Genomic DNA, 15,211 nt, shown 5'->3' with positions numbered 1-15,211 from the left:
CAGCTAGCGGGCCTCGGCCTCCTCGGCCACCGCGATGTCGGTGTTGTCGGTGAACAGGCCGTCGATACCGGCCTTGCGGTACGCCGCGATCTCGCCGAACAGGTTGCCCGAGTCCGACGGCACCGCCGAGCTGTCGAAGTCGGTCGGCAGGAAGGTGTTCTCGACCCGGAACGTGTACGGGTGCACGACCAGGCCGGCCTGGTGCGCGTTCGCGACCAGGGCGGTCGGCTTGCCGAGCTTGCCGGTCGCGTCGAGCGGGATCACCTGGTCCTTGCTCGGCCCGACACCCTCCGCGTACGTCGCGACCTCGCGCAGCCCCTCGGCGCTGACGACGTCGGCGTACGTGCGCTTGTCACCGGAGACCACGAAGTCGTACGGCGCGCCGCTCGAGCTGGTCAGCTGCACCAACGGAACCCGGAGCTCCTTGTGCAGCGCCTTCAGGTTGGAGACCTCGAAGGACTGCACGAACACCTTGGCGTCCTTCCTGTTCAGGCCGTTGCGGTCGAGGGTGCGCACCAAACCAGGCTCGAGCGCGAGGCCCTGCTGCCGGAAGTACGTCGGGTGCTTGGTCTCGGGGTAGATGCCGATCGGGCGACCGAGTTCCTTGGAGAGCCGCTTGCTGAGGTCGATCACTTCCTGGAAGGTCGGGATCTGGTAGTGCCCGTTGAACACGGTGTTGTGCTGCCGGACCGCCGGGATCCGCTCGACCGCGCGCAGCGTCTTCAGCTCGGCCAGCGTGAAGTCCTCGGTGAACCAGCCGGTGACCGCGACCCCGTCGAGCTGCTTGGTCTTCTTCCGGCCCGCGAACTCGGGGTGGGCGGCGACATCCGTCGTACCGCCGATCTCCGGCTCGTGCCGGGCGACCAGCACGCGGTCCTTGGTGGTCACCAGGTCCGGCTCGATGAAGTCGGCACCCATCCGCGCGGCCAGTTCGTACGACGCCAGCGTGTGCTCGGGCCGGTACCCGGACGCGCCGCGGTGCCCGACGATGACGAAGTCGTCGTGCTTGCTCGCCCGGACTGCCGCGGGTTCGGCGGAACCGGCGGACGGCACGGCCTGCGGTACGACAAGGGCCGCGGCGGCCGCGAGCGCCGAGGCGGCGACCGGGACGAGCCGGCGAGGCAGCTTCATGACGTTCTCCTTACGAGTCAGGGGACTGGGAGTCACCCTCGGGTACGGCGTCGGCGGCGCGAGGTACGCCGGATGGCCGCTCGGTGAACGATCCATCGAGATGTGAGGTAAAAGGCGGTCCCCCAGCGTTGGGCTGCGACAGTCGGCTTGCTAGCGTCCGAAGGACACAATCGGATGAGCTAGGAGCGAGTCGTGAGCACTACACCGGTGAAGGTGGCCGTTACCGGGGCCGCGGGGAATATCGGTTACAGCCTGCTGTTCCGGATCGCGAGCGGGGCGCTGCTCGGGCCGGACACGCCGGTGGAGCTGCGGCTGCTGGAGATCACCCCGGCGCTGAAGGCGCTCGAGGGCGTCGTCATGGAGCTCGAGGACTCGGCCTTCCCGACGCTCGCCGGGATCGAGATCGGCGACGACCCGAACGTCGTCTTCGACGGTGTCAACGTCGCGCTGCTGGTGGGTGCGCGGCCGCGGACCAAGGGTATGGAGCGCGGTGACCTGCTGGAGGCCAACGGCGCGATCTTCACCGTCCAGGGCAAGGCGCTGAACGAGCACGCCGCGGACGACGTCCGGATCACCGTCACCGGCAACCCGGCGAACACCAACGCGCTGATCGCGAAGAGCAACGCGCCGGACATCCCCGCCGAGCGGTTCTCCGCGCTGACCCGGCTGGACCACAACCGGGCGCTGGCGCAGCTGGCGAAGAAGACCGGCACGCACGTCACCGACCTGAAGAAGCTCACGATCTGGGGCAACCACTCCGCGACGCAGTACCCGGACATCTTCCACGCCGAGGTGGCCGGCAAGAACGCGGCCGAGGTCGTCAACGACCAGGCCTGGGTGGAGAACGACTTCCTGCCGACCGTGCAGAAGCGCGGCGCCGCGATCATCGAGGCCCGCGGTGCGTCCTCGGCGGCCTCCGCCGCGGCCGCCACCATCGACCACACCCGCGACTGGCTGAAGGGTTCGGCCGACGGCGACTGGCTGTCGATGGCGGTCGTCTCCGACGGTTCGTACGACGTGCCGGAGGGCCTGATCTCGTCGTTCCCGGTGACCACCAAGGACGGCAACTGGGAGATCGTCCAGGGCCTGGACATCAACGAGTTCTCCCGCGGCAAGATCGACGCGTCGGTCGCCGAGCTCGGCGAGGAGCGCGACGCGGTCAAGGAGCTCGGCCTGATCGGCTGACCCTCGCCCTCGGAACAGCACAGCAGGCCCCCGGTGAGGCAACCGGGGGCCTGCTGCCGTTCTCACCGCAGGCTGTAGGCGGCGATCACGGTCTGGGTCGTACTGTTCCCGGCCGCGTCCGTCGCCGTCGCGCGCAACGAGACGGTCTTGCCGGCCGGCGTCGGGAAGACCGCCTTCCCGCCCACGACCGGCGCCTGGCGCCAGGTGGCCCCGGCGTCACCGGAGTACTCGATCTTCACCTTCGCGACCGCGCCGCCCCTGACCTCGAACGGCAGCGTCGTGACCGGGGTGCGGGCCATCGTGTTGTTCCCGTCCACGTCCGGCCGGAAGCCGACCGTGTGGATCGGAAGGTTCTGCTGGTCCGCGGACGACGTGAACGTCGCCTCCAGGTCCATCCGCGTCGAGAACGGCCAGAGCTGCTGCGTGCCGGTCGTGACCAGCTTGTACGACGCCTTACCGGCCGGCTGGTTCGCGACGCTGACGTAGCCGAACCGGTTCGTGGACCCGATCTCGGCCCCGTCCCGGTAGAGCTTCGTGCTGCCCGTCAACTCGATCTGGCCGGTGTGCCCGTCCGCGTCGGTGAGCGAGTACAAGGAGATGCCAAGCTGTCCCGCCGACCGCGTCGCGGCGTACACCGACGGCACGAACGCGGCCGCGTTCCAGCGCTCCCGGTAGTACCGCCCGGCCTTGTACGGCATCGACTTGCCTTCCAGCGACCACTTGCCGAACGGGAAGTCCGAGCCGTCGCTGTCCTCCTCGGTCGCGCCGCCGAAGCCGTACGGCGTCTCGTCGACGTAGTACCGGATGGTCCGCGCGGGATCGAGGCGGATGACGCGGGCCCAGCCGCTGTCGCCGTTCGGCCCGGTCGGGAACAGCATCTTGAACAGCCGCTTGCCGTCCGCGGAGTTGACCGTCGCGTCGACGGTCGCCAGGTCGGACTGCTTCACCTTCCGGTCGAAACCGGTCGGGAAGTCGCCGGGGAAGTAGTTCGCGATCCCGTACAGGTACGGCGTGTTCGTGTAGAACCCGTCCTCGCCGGGGATGCCCCACTGCGACGTCACATGGCCGATCAGCTGGTCCGCCGGCAGTTTCGGCCCGGCGTTGTAGGTGAACATCTCGCCGGACCTGAAGCCGCCCGCATCGTAGATGTACTCCCCGCCCTTGAGTGTCCGGTCGAACCCGATGCCCGAGTTCGCCTGCTTCGCGGTGGCATCCGGCACCGAGGTGGTGATCGGCTCCGCCTTCCGCGCGTCCAGCACGACGGTCCGGTCCGCGGTCAGCTGCACGCTCGGCGCGACCAGCGTGAAGAAGATCCAGTCGTCGGTCCCGCGCTCGAACTCCTGGAACGTGTTGAGCAGGTACTCGCCCTGCGGCAGCCGCACGGTCACCGAACCGGTCTCGTCCGGCGCCAGGTGCTTGCTCTGCTCGTTGTCCACGCCCAGCAACGTCACCGGGTAGTTCGGCTCCGGGTTTCCGTTGCGCGCGATCACCTTGACAGTCAGGTTGTACGACGGACCTTCCTTGTTGACCCCGACCGGTACGACGACGGTCTGGCCGCCGCCCGTGGCCGTGATCCGGCCGCTGTACAGCCCGTCCGCGCCGCCGAGCGTGGTGTCCGATGTCGCCTGTACGGACGCCGTACCGCCGGCCGGGACGGTGACCGAGTCGGCACTGAGCTCGAGCGCACCGGCCGGGGCCGCCACGCCGCCCGGACCGGTCAGCACCGAGGACAGCGCGAGCGTGACCGGGGCGTCGCCTAGGTTCCGGAACGTCACCTCGCGGGTGACCGGCTGGTCGTCGTCGTGCGGGTACGCCGCGAGGCCGAACGACACGCTGCCCGGCTCGGCGACCACGTTCTGCTTGATCGCCGTGGTCAGGTTGATCCGCCCGGCGCCCTGCTGGAACGCGGTCTGATCCGCCGCGACCTTCGCCGATCCCATCAGCGCGGCCTTCAGTTCGGCAGCCGTCCAGGACGGATGTTCCTGCAGCAGGATCGCGGCCGCGCCGGCGGTGTGCGGCGTCGCCATCGACGTACCCGACAGCCGCAGGTACTTGTCGCCGACCGGTTCGCCGATCGACGAGTCCTTCGACTTCGCCGCGACGATGTCGGTGCCCGGCGCGGTCACGTCCGGCTTCAGCGCACTGTCGCCGATCCGCGGGCCGCGGCTCGACGTCAGGTTCAGCTCGTCCTGCTTGGTGACGTTGCCGACCGTCAGCGCCGCGTCCGCGCTGCCCGGCGACTCGATCGTCCCGTCACCGGGGCCACTGTTGCCAGCGGCAACGACAAACAACGCGCCGGTCTGCGCGGTCAGCCGGTTCACGGCCTCCTCGACCGGGTCGAGCTCGGGCGTGTCCGGACCGCCGATGCTCAGGTTGACGATCTTCGCCTTGACGTCGGTCGCGGCCCACTCCATGCCGGCCAGGATCGCCGACTCCTCGCAGCCGTAGACCTCGCAGATCTTGCCGTCGTAGATCTTCGCGTCCGGCGCGACGCCCTTGTACCGTCCGTCCGACGCGGCGCCGGTGCCGGCGATCGTCGACGCGACATGCGTTCCGTGCCCGACCACGTCGTCGGCGGACTCGGTGGTGAAGTTCTTGGCGCCGGCGATCTGCGGCGCGAGATCGGGATGTGTCGCGTCCACGCCCGTGTCGAGGACCGCCACCGGCACGCCCTTGCCGGTGTACCCGGCCTGCCACGCGTCCGGCCCGCCGATCTGCGGCACCGACTGGTCCAGCAGCACCTTCCGCTTCCCGTCCAGCCAGAGTTTGCTGAACCCGGCCGAGCCGATGAAGTTCTTCGCACCACTCTTGCTGACCTTCATCGCCGCGCCGCTGATCGACGGCAACTGCCGCAGCACCTTCGCACCCGCGGGTACGGCGCGCTTCGCGTTTCCGCTGTACGTCGTGAGCACCGGGATCGTGCTGGTCGACGCGTCGTCGTACCCGTCCTTCACCAAGCCGGCGACATCGAACAGCCGGCGGTCGATCCGGCCGCTTCCGACGTCCTTGCTGACGTCGGCCGGGATCACGTAGGCGTGGTCCCGGAACCGTTGCTTGACGAAGCCGACGTTCTCCCGGCCCTTGCCGGGCTCGACGGTCAGCTTGGCGACGTCGCCACCGGGCAGCAGCACCCGGTCGCCGGTGATCAGCGTGACGCTGACGTCCTTGCCGCCACCGGCCGGTGGAACGACGGGTGCTGTCGGCGCCGCCTGAGCCGGCGTCAGGGCCCCGGCGGCAAAGCCCGCGACCGCCAGGACGGCGATCGCGGGCGTTCCTCTGCGCATGTTTCTCGAACTCACAGCCTCACCCCAAAAAAAGTCAGTTGTCGGCGCACCAGCTAGACGCCGCAACCGACCTTCAGGGTTGCATCAGCCCGATCGGTAGGAACTGATAACGGTCACGTCCGTTACCTTCCGCGGCGTCGTGCCAGGTCTTGCCGTCGTCACCGGACACCTGGACGGTGAGCTTCCGGATCGCCGGCACCCGCTGGGCGGCGAATCAGGTCGCGGGAGCCACGGTGGCGTCGGCCTGGCCGGAGGCCGCCAGGGACCGGGCGACGAACCCCGAAGACTTCAGGTCCTCGATCAGGTCGTGGAGGTAGGCAACCGTCTCCGGGCGCTTCGACTTCGCGGTGCCGACGGCCTGCTGGATCTGCATGAACCGCTCGTCGATCAGGCGGAGCTCCGGGTGCTCGGCGACGTACCGGGTGATCGGCTGACGGATACCGGCCGCCGCCTCCAGCCCCTCGGCCCGGAAGACGTCGACGCCCTCCGCGCCGCGGACGACCGTGGCCTCGCGCAACGTCCTGGTCAGGTAGAGGTCGTACGCCGATCCCTGCTTCACGCCGATCCGCACACCCGGCGCGTCGACCTCGGCGACCGTCGTCAGCGCGGACTCCCGCGGTACGGCGTAGACGCCCTCGATCACCACGTACGGCGCGGTGAACGCGACCTCGGTCGCGCGCGCCGGGTCGATCGCGAGGAAGCAGAGATCCGCCCGGCCGGTCGTCATCGCCTCGAACGACTTCCGGGCCGCGTCGAAACAGACCAGCTCCAACGGCAACTCGAGCCGCTGCGCCAACTCGCGCGCGATGTCGACCGTCACGCCGCCAGGCGCCGCCGCCGTCCCCTGCGCCAGCACCGGATTGCCGAGGTTGATCGACGCTCGCAGGACCCCACTCGGCGCCAGATCGCCGGCCACACTCGTCATACCGGCATTCTAGTTTTTGCAGAGTCATTGCCTAAGTCGGGGTGGGGTCCTACTGTGTGCCGCAGGAACCGTCCGATGGGGGTGTTATGAGGCGTCGGAGTGTGGTGCTGCTGGTGGCGGCCGCGATGGTCGTTCCAACGACTGTCGCCGTACCTGCCGAAGCACACGGCAGCGACAAACGAGTGGTGGGCTACTACACCAACTGGAGTGGCTACGCCCGGAACTTCCTGGTCAGCGATCTGGTCAAGAACGGGTCCGCGGCCCGGCTGACCCAGATCAACTACGCGTTCGGCTTCGTCGACGCCCAGGGGAACTGCTACAGCAGCGACCCGTGGGCCGACTACCAGCGGCCGTTCACCGCCGAGCAGAGTGTGAACGGCAAGGCCGACGAGCCCGGTCAGGTGCTCAACGGCAATCTCAACCAGCTGAAGCAGCTCAAGCAGAAGTACCCGAAGCTCCGGATCAGCATCTCGCTCGGCGGCTGGACCGGCTCGGCGCACTTCTCCGACGCGGCGCTCACGCCGGCCTCGCGGGCCGCGCACGTGACGTCGTGCCTGGACCTCTGGCTGAAAGGCAACCTGCCCGGTCTGCCGGCCGGCGCCGCGAAGGGGATCTTCGACGGCATCGACCTGGACTGGGAGTGGCCGGCCAGCGAAGGCAACCCGGGCAACGTGATCCGGCCGGAGGACAAGCAGAACTTCACCGCGCTGGTGCACGAGTACCGCAAGCAGCTCGACCGGCTGCCCGGCCGGCACGACCTGACCGCGTTCCTGCCCGCGAACCCGGCGATGATCGACCGCGGCTTCGAGGTCCGCAAGCTGTTCAAGGACCTGACGTTCGGTACGACGCAGGGCTACGACTACCACGGACCGTGGGAGACGCTCACCAACCAGCAGTCCGCGATCGACGGCCCCGCGGGGGATCCGACGACGCCGGAGTTCAGCTCGCAGGTGACGATCGACGCGTACCTGTCCCGCGGCGCGCCGCGCAGCAAGCTGGTGATGGGTGTGCCGTTCTACTCGCACGGCTGGACCGGCGTGACGAACCAGAACCACGGTCTCTTCCAGCCGTCGACCGGTCCGGCGCCGTCGACGTTCGACGCCGGCACCGAGGACTACCGCTACCTCAAGGCACAGCTGGCGAACTACACCGTCTACCGCGACAACCGCGCCGGGTTCGCCTGGCTGTTCGACGGTACGACGTTCTGGACCTGGGACGACCCGGTCGAGATGCGGCGCAAGGCGCAGTACATCTCGCACCGCGACCTGGGCGGGGCGATGATCTGGTCGCTCGACGGCGACACCCAAAACGGGGAGCTGATCTCGGCGTTGCACCGTAACCTTCGCTGAGTGGATCTCCAGACTATCCAGGACCGGTTCGGTGCTCATCAGGCCGAACCGGTCCACGTCGGTTGTTCCGGCGCGACCGTGGTCAAGCTCAGCCGCGGCCGGGAACGCCTGTACTACAAGGCCGGAGCCGGTCTGGACCTCGAGGCGGACCGGCTGTCCTGGCTGGCCTCGACGGGATTCCCTTGCCCGCGCGTCGTTGACCGAGGCAACAACTGGCTCCTGACCACGGAGCTCGCCGGCCGGGACGCCTCGCAGGACTGGCCTGCGGCAGACCGTCCCGCGGTCCTGGCCGCGCTGGCCGAGGGCCTTCGCGCCCTCGACGAGCTGACGGGCTGCCCGTTCCCGTCACCCTTCCCCGGTGCGGGCTCCGCGGTCACGCACGGGGACTACGCGGCGCCGAACGTCTTCATCGACCCGGCGACGCTCCGCTTCGCCGGCCTCCTCGACCTCAGCCGGCTCGGCGTCGGCGACCGCTACCTGGACCTCGCGCTGATGTTCAAGAGCCTCCGCGGCGGCCTCAATCCGCAGTACGGCGGCCTGCCCGCGGCCCGGCGCTTCGTCGAGCTGTACGGCGGGGACCCGGCCGACCCGCGCATCGAGCACTACATCACGCTCGACGACACCGGCGACTACCTGCCCCGATAGGCCCGCCGGTACGCGCTCGGGGTGGTGTGCAGCGCGGCGCGGAACCTGCGGCGCAGATTGGTCGCCGACGAGAGGCCGACCCGCACGGCGATGGCCTCGACGGCAAGGTCCGTTTCCTCCAGCAGAACACGTGTTCTGGCGATCCGCTGCGCCAGCAACCACTGCCCCGGAGCCATGCCCACCTGCTGCTCGAACCGGCGCGCCAACGTCCGCGCCGACACGTTCCCGCGGCGCGCGAGGTCGTCGACCGTGACCGGCTCCCCCAACCGCTCCACCGCCCACGCCAGCAGAGCACCCACTCCGTCAGTTGAGCCTCCCGCGTTTCCTGGGCTCTCGGAGCGGTACTGCGCCTGACCACCTTCGCGATGCGGCGGCATCACCATCCGCCCTGCAACCCGCGCCGCGTACCCCGCGCCCTGATCGCTCCGCACCAGGTGCAGGCACAGATCGATCCCGGTCCCCGACCCGCCGCTCGTCGCCACATCGCCGTGGTCGATGTACAACACCTCCGCATCGACCTGCACTGCGGGGAATCGGCGCTGCAGCTCCTCGGCGTACCGCCAATGCGTGGCCAGCCGGCGCCCGTCGAGCAGCCCGGTCGCCGCAAGCAGATATGCGCCCGAACAGATGCTGACGAGCCGAGCGCCGCGTCGATGGGCCCGGGTGAGCGCGCGGACGACGGCCGCGGTCGGCTCACGGTTGATCGGTAACCACCCCGGCACCACGATCGTGTCGGCCCGGTCGAGAGCGCGCAGCCCGGAGGTGACGACCAAGTCGAAACCCTCGGTGGTGCGGACGCTTCCCGGCTGCTCGGTACAGACGCCGAACCGGTACGGCGCGTCCCGGAAGACCGCGGCGGCGCAGCCGAGCTCGAAACTCGCCTGCGGCGCGGTCACCAGTGCGACAACCCGGTGCATGGCAGAAAAGTACCGCACAGGGACTATCCAGACACTGGGGACAAAGCTGTGGATACCTGTTGGATCAGATGCATGGAGAACTACGAATGGGCGTGCGTCGACGAAGCGCCGGTCCGCGAACTCTTTCCGGGCATCAGGCTGCGCCCGCTCTGGGCCGGCACGGTCGCGAAGGCGTTCGTCCTGCAGATGGATCCGGGCTCCCGCTGGGAAGGCATCGACGTCCACGATCCCGGACCCGAGGAAGTGTTCGTCGTCGACGGCGTCTTCAACGACGGCGCCCGTGACTACCCGGCCGGTTCGTTCATCCACGCCCCGGCCGGATCGTCGCACGTTCCGCAGTCCGCGAAGGGCTGCACGCTGTTCTTGTTCTACCCCGAGGGTTAGTCCTCGGTGCTGCGCAGCTCGGTCGGGGCGCCGTGGACCGCGGGGATGGTGCCGAGCTTGCCGGCCTGGAAGTCCTCGAAGGCCTGGATGACCTCGGCGCGGGTGTTCATCACGAACGGCCCGGCCATCGCGATCGGCTCACGGATCGGGCGGCCGCCGATCACCAGGACGTCGAGGTTCGGCTCCGCCTGCGACTGCGACGTGCTCGCCGCCGTACGGATGGTGTCGCCGGGACCGAAGACGGCCAGCTGGCCCTTGCGGATCGGGCGGCGGTCGGCACCGACCGTGCCCTGGCCGGCCAGGACGTAGACGAGAGCGTTGTAGTCCGGCTGCCACGGCAGCACCATTTCCGCGCCGGGGCTGACCGTGGCGTGGACGAGCGTGATCGGGGTGTGGGTCGACCCCGGTCCGTTGTGGCCGTCGACCGTGCCGGCGATCACGCGGATCAGCGAGCCGCCGTCGGGCGTGGAGAGCAGAGCGGAGTCGCCGCCGCGGATGTCCTGGTAGCGCGGCGGGGCCCACTTGAGCGCCTTGGGCAGGTTCACCCAGAGCTGGATGCCGTGGAACAGGCCACCGCTCACCACGAGGTGTTCCGGCGGCGTCTCGATGTGCAGCAGGCCGCTGCCCGCGGTCATCCACTGCGTGTCGCCGTTGGAGATCACGCCGCCACCGCCGGTGGAGTCCTGGTGCTCCATGATGCCGTCGAGCATGTACGTGACGGTCTCGAAGCCGCGGTGCGGGTGCCACGGGGTGCCCTTCGGCTCACCCGGCGCGTACTCGACCTCGCCCATCTGGTCCATGTGGATGAACGGGTCCAGGTCGCGCAGGTCGACGCCCGCGAACGCGCGCCGCACCGGGAAGCCCTCGCCTTCGTAGCCGCTCGGCGCGGACGTCACCGACTTCACGGCACGCTCCCGCACCACGGCCGGGTCCTGCTCGCTGATGCGGGGCAGGACGGTGATGTCGCTGACGGTCACGGCGGGCATGGTGTGCTCCTCGCTGGTCGGTAGTTCAAGAATAAACTATCCCCTCGAACCGGAGCAAGAGCGCCCGCATTCCCGGGCCGCCGCGGAACTGGCCGGCACGCGGCGCTGGATGCGGACCTCCATCACTCACCAACCTCCCGAAAGCCCCTTCGTCCGACCAACTTCACGCTGCGCGCCCGCGTCCGCGGCGCGCTTGGTGAGTGGCGCACGTCCGCTCACCCGAGTGGGGCCGAGCCGGATGCGACCCGGGCCCGCGCGCGTGGCAGACTCTGGAGTCGTGACGGCGCAGATTCTGGACGGTAAGGCCACGGCGGCGGCGATCAAGGACGAGTTGAAGGTCCGGGTCGCGAAGCTTGCCGAGCAGGGCGTGGTGCCCGGGCTCGGCACGATCCTGGTCGGCGACGACCCTGGCAGCCGGGCGTATGTGGCGGGCAAGCACCGCGACTGCGCGGCGGTCGGGATTTCCTCGATCCAGGTCGAGCTGCCGGCGACCGCGACCCAGGACGAGATCGCCGCCAAGGTCCAGGAGCTCAACGAGAACCCGGACTGCACCGGCTTCATCGTCCAGCTCCCGCTCCCCAAGCACGTCGACACGAACACGATCCTCGGGCTGATCGACCCCGCCAAGGACGCCGACGGCCTGCACCCGGTCAGCCTGGGCAAGCTCGTCCTCGGCCAGGACGGCCCGCTGCCCTGCACGCCGAAGGGCTGTGTGGAGATCCTCCGGCGGTACGACGTACCGATCGCCGGCGCGCACGTGGTCGTCGTCGGGCGTGGCGTGACCGCGGGCCGGCCGATGGGGCTGCTGTTCACCCGGCGCAGCGAGAACGCGACCGTGACCCAATGCCACACCGGCACGAAGGACCTCGCCGCCGTCGTCCGGACCGGCGACATCGTGATCGCCGCCGCCGGTTCGGCCGGGTTGATCACGGCGGACATGGTGAAGCCCGGCGCCGTCCTCCTCGACGTCGGCACCAGCCGCAACGCCGAGGGCAAGATCGTCGGCGACATCGAGGCCGCCGCCCGTGAGCAGGCCGCGTGGATCGCGCCGATGCCCGGCGGTATCGGCCCGATGACGCGGGCGATGCTCCTCACCAACGTCGTCGAGGCCGCCGAAGCGAGCCTGGCGCAGTGACCGCCGGCGTACGGCGGAGCGCCGAGACGGGTACGGCGTGCTGATGGCGGGCGAGGCCCAACGCCGCAGCCAGTGGCCGCTGGCGTTGACGCTCCTGGTCGCCCTCACCGGCCTGGTCGTGCTCTGGTTCTACGACTGGCGCAACGGGGTACTCGTCTTCGCCGGCGCCGTCGGCCTGGCCGCCGTCCTCCGAGCCACCCTCTCCGACACCGCGGCCGGCCTCCTGCAGATCCGCAGCCGCATGTTCGACACCAGCTTCCTGATCCTGACCGCCACCGCCATCGCCGTCCTGGGCCTGATCATCCCGAACTGATGCCGGACGGCCGTCAGGTCCCCTACCGCCGCAGCTTCAGATCGTCCACGCCCAGGGCGCATAGACACTGACCCGCACAGCGTCGAGGAGCGGCGGGATGTACTTCACCGAGCACCCCTTGGCGTACGCATTGCGCGCGGCAACGACCTTCGCCCGGGTGAGGTTGGCCCGCTTGACCTCGTACGCCGTGACGAGCTCCCGCTCGGGCCACGAGTCCTCGGTGTACGACCTCGCCATCCAGTCGTCCGACAACGGATCCGCCGACGAACCGAGCGCGCGGCCGACGTCACTGTTCGCCGGCGGGTTCAGCTGATCGCCATCGTCGTCGCCGGCCCAGTGCCGGCCCGGCGGGTTGTAGTTCGTCAGCACGTCGTACTCGTACTGCCAGCTCCACTCCTCGTACGAGCACGCGAAGATCACCTGCGCATACCCCGGACGAGGCGCGCGCAGGGCACTGTTCGGCGCCTGGAGACGCGTCACGGTGATCCGCTGGTACGCCGCCTTCGGCAACTCGGGACGTGACGGCAACCGCTTGGTCGGATAGGGCACCGGTGTCGTGGCGCCCGGCGTCGTCAGCTCTCCTGGTGCCGGGGTCGGCTCGATCGCCTTGAACCCCAACGACACGGACGGCGTCCGCTCACTTTCCGGTGCCGCCTCACTCCCGCAACCCCCGAGCAGCAGCACTGCAACCGCCAAAGCCCCCAGCCTCCGCATGCGCACAACCTACTGCGCGGCGGGGCCGGGGATCGGGCGTCAGTGGAAGAAGTGGCGGGTGCCGGTGAAGTACATGGTGATGCCGGCCTTGGTGGCGGTTTCGATGGCGGCTTCGTCGCGGATGGAGCCGCCGGGCTGGACGACGGCCTTGACGCCGCCTTCGATGAGGACCTCGAGGCCGTCGGGGAAGGGGAAGAAGGCGTCGGAGGCGGCGACGGAGCCGGTTGCGCGGTCGCCGGCGCGGGAGACGGCGAGGCGGCAGGAGTCGACGCGGTTGACCTGGCCCATGCCGACGCCGACCGAGGCGCCGTCGGCGGCGAGCAGGATCGCGTTGGACTTGACGGCGCGGCAGGCCTTCCAGGCGAAGGCGAGATCGGCGAGCACCTCGGCCGGGGCCGGGTCGCCGGCGGCGAGCGTCCAGGACGACGGGTCGTCACCGGGGGCCTGGAAGCGGTCGCGGTGCTGCAGCAGCAGGCCGCCGCTGATCGCGCGCATCTCGACCGTCTCGTCGGCGGCGACCTCCGGCGCGACGAGCAGCCGGATGTTCTTCTTCGCCTGCAGGATCTCGGCGGCGCCGTCCTCGAAGGCGGGCGCCACGAGCACCTCGGTGAAGATCTCCGCGACCTGCTTGGCCAGGTCCACCGTGACCGGGCGGTTCGTCGCGATCACGCCGCCGTACGCCGACACCGGGTCGCACTCGTGCGCGCGCCGGTGGGCCTCGGCGATGTCCTTGCCGACGGCGATGCCGCACGGGTTCGCGTGCTTGATGATCGCGACGGCCGGCTCGCTGAAGTCGTAGGCGGTCCGACGGGCCGCGTCGGCGTCGACGTAGTTGTTGTACGACATCTCCTTGCCGTGCAGCTGCTCCGCCGCGGCCAGCCCGCCCCGCCCGTTCAGGTACAGCGCGGCCGGCTGGTGCGGGTTCTCGCCGTACCGCAGTACGGCGGACTTGTCCCACGAGGCGCCGACCCAGGCCGGGAAGCCGGAGCCCTCGCTGGAGTCGGTGAGCACGTTGCCCATCCAGGACGCGACCGCGATGTCGTACTCCGCGGTGTGCACGAACGCCGCCGCCGCCAGCCGCTGCCGCTCCTCGAGTGAGAAACCGCCCTCACTCAAGGCGGCGAGCAACGACGAGTACTGCGAAGCGGACGTCACGACAGCCACGTTCGCGTGGTTCTTCGCCGCACCGCGGACCATCGACGGACCGCCGATGTCGATCTGCTCGATGCACTCGTCGACCGAGGCGCCGGACGCGACCGTCTCGCTGAACGGGTACAGGTTGCTCACCAGCAGGTCGAACGGCTCGACCCGCATCTCGCGCAGCTGCTCGACGTGATCGGGCTTGCGAAGATCGGCGAGCAGCCCCGCGTGCACGAGCGGGTGCAGCGTCTTGACCCGCCCGTCCAGGCACTCGGGGAAGCCGGTCAGCTCCTCGACCTTGGTTACCGGTACGCCGGCGGCCGCGATCCGGGCCGCCGTGGAACCGGTCGACACCAGCTGCACACCGGCGGCGTGCAGCGCCCCAGCGAGCTCCTCCAGGCCGGTTTTGTCATAGACGCTGATCAGCGCCCGGCGGATCGGCCTGCGGTCGGTGCTCACTTCAGTCGAACCTTTCGTCCGGTGATGGTCCAGCCCTCGCGGACCAGCCGGCCGACCCACTCCACCAGCTGGCGGCGTTCGACCTCCTTGATCCGCTCGGTCAGGGATTCTTCGGTGTCGTCGTCGGCCACGGGGACCACGACCTGCGCGATGATCGGCCCGGTGTCGACGCCGCCGTCCACGAAGAACAGCGTCGCCCCGGCGACCTTCACGCCGTACTCCAGCGCGTCCCGGGGACCGTGGATCCCGGGGAACGCCGGCAGCAGCGCGTTGTGGGTGTTGATGTACCGGTCGCCGAACGCCGCGAGGAAGTCGTCGCCGACCAGCTTCAGGAACCCGGCCGAGACCACGAGGTCAGGCTTGTACGCTGCGACCGACTCAGTCAGCGCGCGATCCCAGTCCGCCCGCTCGGCGAAAGACTTCACCTTGTGGACGAAGGTCGGCACCCCGGCGGCCGCGGCGCGGTCCAGGCCGGCGATCCCGTCCCGGTCGGCGCCCACGGCGACGACCTGAGCGCCGTACGCCGGGTCGGCGGAGGCGTCCAGCAAGGCCTGCAGGTTCGACCCCGACCCCGACACGAGCACGACGAGGCGCGCTCGCGCAGGATCAGCCGGACCGGGGTCCACAGCAGAAGTCACGGCCGG

The 15,211-nt window shown here is 69.8% G+C and carries 14 protein-coding genes; 6 read left to right on the top strand and 8 right to left on the bottom strand.

Annotation, left to right across the window (positions count from 1 at the left end):
- Positions 1–3 precede the first annotated feature (3 nt).
- Entirely contained in the window at positions 4–1,131 is a 1,128-nt protein-coding gene (locus tag AB0I12_RS35820; protein WP_359938637.1) for a glycerophosphodiester phosphodiesterase, read from the bottom strand.
- 192 nt (positions 1,132–1,323) lie between these two features.
- Here AB0I12_RS35820 and AB0I12_RS35815 point away from each other — a divergent pair, with 192 nt between their 5' ends.
- Positions 1,324–2,316 carry a malate dehydrogenase gene (locus AB0I12_RS35815; RefSeq protein WP_355473860.1) on the top strand — a complete coding sequence of 331 codons (993 nt, stop codon included), beginning with the start codon at positions 1,324–1,326 and terminating at the stop codon, positions 2,314–2,316.
- A gap of 62 nt (positions 2,317–2,378) precedes the next feature.
- Here AB0I12_RS35815 and AB0I12_RS35810 read toward each other — a convergent pair whose 3' ends face one another.
- Both AB0I12_RS35810 and AB0I12_RS35805 read right to left on the bottom strand, forming a co-directional pair.
- Positions 2,379–5,615, bottom strand: a complete 3,237-nt coding sequence (locus AB0I12_RS35810; protein WP_359938634.1) for a S8 family serine peptidase — start codon at positions 5,613–5,615, stop codon at positions 2,379–2,381.
- A 199-nt stretch (positions 5,616–5,814) separates the two neighbouring features.
- Complete coding sequence (locus AB0I12_RS35805; RefSeq protein WP_359938631.1) at positions 5,815–6,525, bottom strand: transporter substrate-binding domain-containing protein; 711 nt, start codon at positions 6,523–6,525, stop codon at positions 5,815–5,817.
- Positions 6,526–6,611: 86 nt separating this feature from the next.
- Here AB0I12_RS35805 and AB0I12_RS35800 point away from each other — a divergent pair, with 86 nt between their 5' ends.
- A complete protein-coding gene (locus AB0I12_RS35800; protein WP_359938628.1) occupies positions 6,612–7,874 on the top strand; it encodes a glycoside hydrolase family 18 protein in 1,263 nt (420 codons plus the stop codon).
- Positions 7,875–8,519 (top strand): phosphotransferase, encoded by a 645-nt coding sequence (locus AB0I12_RS35795; protein ID WP_359938625.1) that lies wholly within the window; start codon positions 7,875–7,877, stop codon positions 8,517–8,519.
- Here the strand turns inward: AB0I12_RS35795 and AB0I12_RS35790 are convergent.
- The gene (locus AB0I12_RS35790; protein ID WP_359938622.1) at positions 8,504–9,436 is read right to left on the bottom strand and encodes a helix-turn-helix domain-containing protein; all 933 of its coding nucleotides are present in this window, start codon (positions 9,434–9,436) and stop codon (positions 8,504–8,506) included. The two genes, AB0I12_RS35795 and AB0I12_RS35790, sit on opposite strands and share 16 nt — an antisense overlap.
- A gap of 72 nt (positions 9,437–9,508) precedes the next feature.
- On the opposite strand from AB0I12_RS35790, the gene AB0I12_RS35785 reads away from it, so the two are divergent.
- On the top strand, positions 9,509–9,820 hold the full coding sequence (locus AB0I12_RS35785; protein ID WP_359938619.1) for a cupin domain-containing protein: 312 nt from the start codon (positions 9,509–9,511) through the stop codon (positions 9,818–9,820).
- On the opposite strand, the gene AB0I12_RS35780 is transcribed toward AB0I12_RS35785, so the two are convergent.
- Complete coding sequence (locus tag AB0I12_RS35780; protein WP_359938616.1) at positions 9,817–10,806, bottom strand: pirin family protein; 990 nt, start codon at positions 10,804–10,806, stop codon at positions 9,817–9,819. The genes AB0I12_RS35785 and AB0I12_RS35780 overlap by 4 nt on opposite strands.
- 277 nt (positions 10,807–11,083) lie before the next feature.
- On the opposite strand from AB0I12_RS35780, the gene AB0I12_RS35775 reads away from it, so the two are divergent.
- Both AB0I12_RS35775 and AB0I12_RS35770 read left to right on the top strand, forming a co-directional pair.
- Positions 11,084–11,941 carry a bifunctional methylenetetrahydrofolate dehydrogenase/methenyltetrahydrofolate cyclohydrolase gene (locus AB0I12_RS35775; protein ID WP_359938614.1) on the top strand — a complete coding sequence of 286 codons (858 nt, stop codon included), beginning with the start codon at positions 11,084–11,086 and terminating at the stop codon, positions 11,939–11,941.
- Between the two features lie 43 nt (positions 11,942–11,984).
- The gene (locus AB0I12_RS35770; protein WP_359938612.1) at positions 11,985–12,254 is read left to right on the top strand and encodes a DUF3017 domain-containing protein; all 270 of its coding nucleotides are present in this window, start codon (positions 11,985–11,987) and stop codon (positions 12,252–12,254) included.
- Positions 12,255–12,290: 36 nt separating this feature from the next.
- Here AB0I12_RS35770 and AB0I12_RS35765 read toward each other — a convergent pair whose 3' ends face one another.
- From AB0I12_RS35765 to purN, 3 genes are read right to left on the bottom strand one after another with little or no spacing between them, the layout of a single operon-like run.
- Complete coding sequence (locus tag AB0I12_RS35765) at positions 12,291–12,968, bottom strand: hypothetical protein (RefSeq protein WP_359938610.1); 678 nt, start codon at positions 12,966–12,968, stop codon at positions 12,291–12,293.
- A gap of 39 nt (positions 12,969–13,007) precedes the next feature.
- Positions 13,008–14,567, bottom strand: a complete 1,560-nt coding sequence (gene purH, locus AB0I12_RS35760; protein WP_359938608.1) for a bifunctional phosphoribosylaminoimidazolecarboxamide formyltransferase/IMP cyclohydrolase — start codon at positions 14,565–14,567, stop codon at positions 13,008–13,010.
- Entirely contained in the window at positions 14,564–15,205 is a 642-nt protein-coding gene (gene purN, locus AB0I12_RS35755) for a phosphoribosylglycinamide formyltransferase (protein ID WP_359938605.1), read from the bottom strand. Before purN ends, purH begins: the two co-directional genes overlap by 4 nt.
- Between the last annotated feature and the right edge of the window lie 6 nt (positions 15,206–15,211).

Origin of the sequence: Kribbella sp. NPDC050459 (assembly GCF_040655315.1) — a bacterium.
In the GTDB taxonomy this organism is placed as follows: domain Bacteria; phylum Actinomycetota; class Actinomycetes; order Propionibacteriales; family Kribbellaceae; genus Kribbella.
The sequence above is the reverse complement of the archived record's forward strand: the minus strand, read 5'-3'. Positions and strand labels throughout refer to the sequence as shown.

What these genes read in the sequence shown, in the direction of transcription:
- AB0I12_RS35805 (WP_359938631.1), bottom strand. Translation starts at nt 6,525, where the DNA reads ATGACGAGTGTGGCCGGCGATCTGGCGCCGAGTGGGGTCCTGCGAGCG.
- AB0I12_RS35800 (WP_359938628.1), top strand. Translation starts at nt 6,612, where the DNA reads ATGAGGCGTCGGAGTGTGGTGCTGCTGGTGGCGGCCGCGATGGTCGTT.
- AB0I12_RS35790 (WP_359938622.1), bottom strand. Translation starts at nt 9,436, where the DNA reads ATGCACCGGGTTGTCGCACTGGTGACCGCGCCGCAGGCGAGTTTCGAG.
- AB0I12_RS35780 (WP_359938616.1), bottom strand. Translation starts at nt 10,806, where the DNA reads ATGCCCGCCGTGACCGTCAGCGACATCACCGTCCTGCCCCGCATCAGC.
- AB0I12_RS35820 (WP_359938637.1), bottom strand. Translation starts at nt 1,131, where the DNA reads ATGAAGCTGCCTCGCCGGCTCGTCCCGGTCGCCGCCTCGGCGCTCGCG.
- AB0I12_RS35785 (WP_359938619.1), top strand. Translation starts at nt 9,509, where the DNA reads ATGGAGAACTACGAATGGGCGTGCGTCGACGAAGCGCCGGTCCGCGAA.
- AB0I12_RS35770 (WP_359938612.1), top strand. Translation starts at nt 11,985, where the DNA reads ATGGCGGGCGAGGCCCAACGCCGCAGCCAGTGGCCGCTGGCGTTGACG.
- AB0I12_RS35765 (WP_359938610.1), bottom strand. Translation starts at nt 12,968, where the DNA reads ATGCGGAGGCTGGGGGCTTTGGCGGTTGCAGTGCTGCTGCTCGGGGGT.